Annotated in this window: 1 protein-coding gene; it reads right to left on the bottom strand. The window is 37.3% G+C overall.

Going from position 1 to position 983, the window contains the following annotated elements; translation table 11 throughout:
• Nucleotides 1–78: 78 nt before the first annotated feature.
• Nucleotides 79–804: a hypothetical protein gene (locus tag GPK60_RS07025; RefSeq protein ID WP_215659142.1), complete on the bottom strand. Its 726-nt coding sequence runs from the start codon at nt 802–804 to the stop codon at nt 79–81.
• Nucleotides 805–983: the final 179 nt, after the last annotated feature.

Genomic DNA, 983 nt, shown 5'->3' with positions numbered 1-983 from the left:
ACGTATAAGTTTTCTTAATACCCATCTTCTTGCCCTTCGGACAAGAAGCATCCCTCGCTCTAAAGAGCTCGGTCAATTTTAATTCGCCGCATCAAACCAGTAATCTACCACTCCATTTCGGAAGCTTACCATGGATCCGTCATCCCAGTTCCAATAAGTAAATCCATAAGAACTGCTGCTGGTGCTGCTTGGAGCACCCCATGTATAGCGTACCTGCTTCTGTGTCATACCTTCCGTAACTCTGTTGCTGTACCACACTTCATCATTGTAATCGCAACTATCTTTTCCAATCTTCTTTCCTTTATAATACAGAGCAAGTTTTATTTTCTCTCCATATTCTGCCGGCTTAATATTAAGTTTGACTGTTTTTTTATTATTTTTGATTTTTTTCTTGTACTTTTTTGTTCCTATCGTAGCCTGAAGAACTGTTCCTTTCGACGGACGTTTTAATTTTACAGTAATACTGGTCTGACGATTGAAAACCGTTCCATGTTTGATATCATAATTACGTGAATAATCAGTCCCGCTCTTCCATTTTTTGTAAACTTTTTTTGTTCCATCACAGTCAATGCAGGAATATACGAGAATTCCCTTTTTATTAAATGTTGCGTATTTTGCTATTTTATCATAAAAAGAAAAATATCTATGGGGTGCTCTCAACTCTCTTTTTGCATTGCACTCTTCACATTTCTGCTCATATGTATGATATTTTTTATTCTCATAATAATATGTATAATACTCATCATAATCCTCGTCTTCCCAGGAATGTGCTTGCTTTTCTGTTTTTACTGCACCACAATCCATACATTCATACTGAACGGTATGATAATTTGCATCATATTGATCTTGTGAACTACTCGGCAACTGAGTTACCAGAGCATCTGAAATCTGGCGGGATACCGCCTTTTTTCAGGGTGCGTCCATGACACCAATACTGCTTGCCTTTCGGCTATGCAGCTACTTTTATTATATCTGGTTTTTTT

It is taken from the genome of Ruminococcus sp. MCC718, assembly GCF_018783905.1.
GTDB classification, from domain to species: Bacteria; Bacillota; Clostridia; order Lachnospirales; family Lachnospiraceae; genus Hominisplanchenecus; species Hominisplanchenecus faecis.
This window is presented reverse-complemented; position numbering and strand designations above follow the sequence as displayed.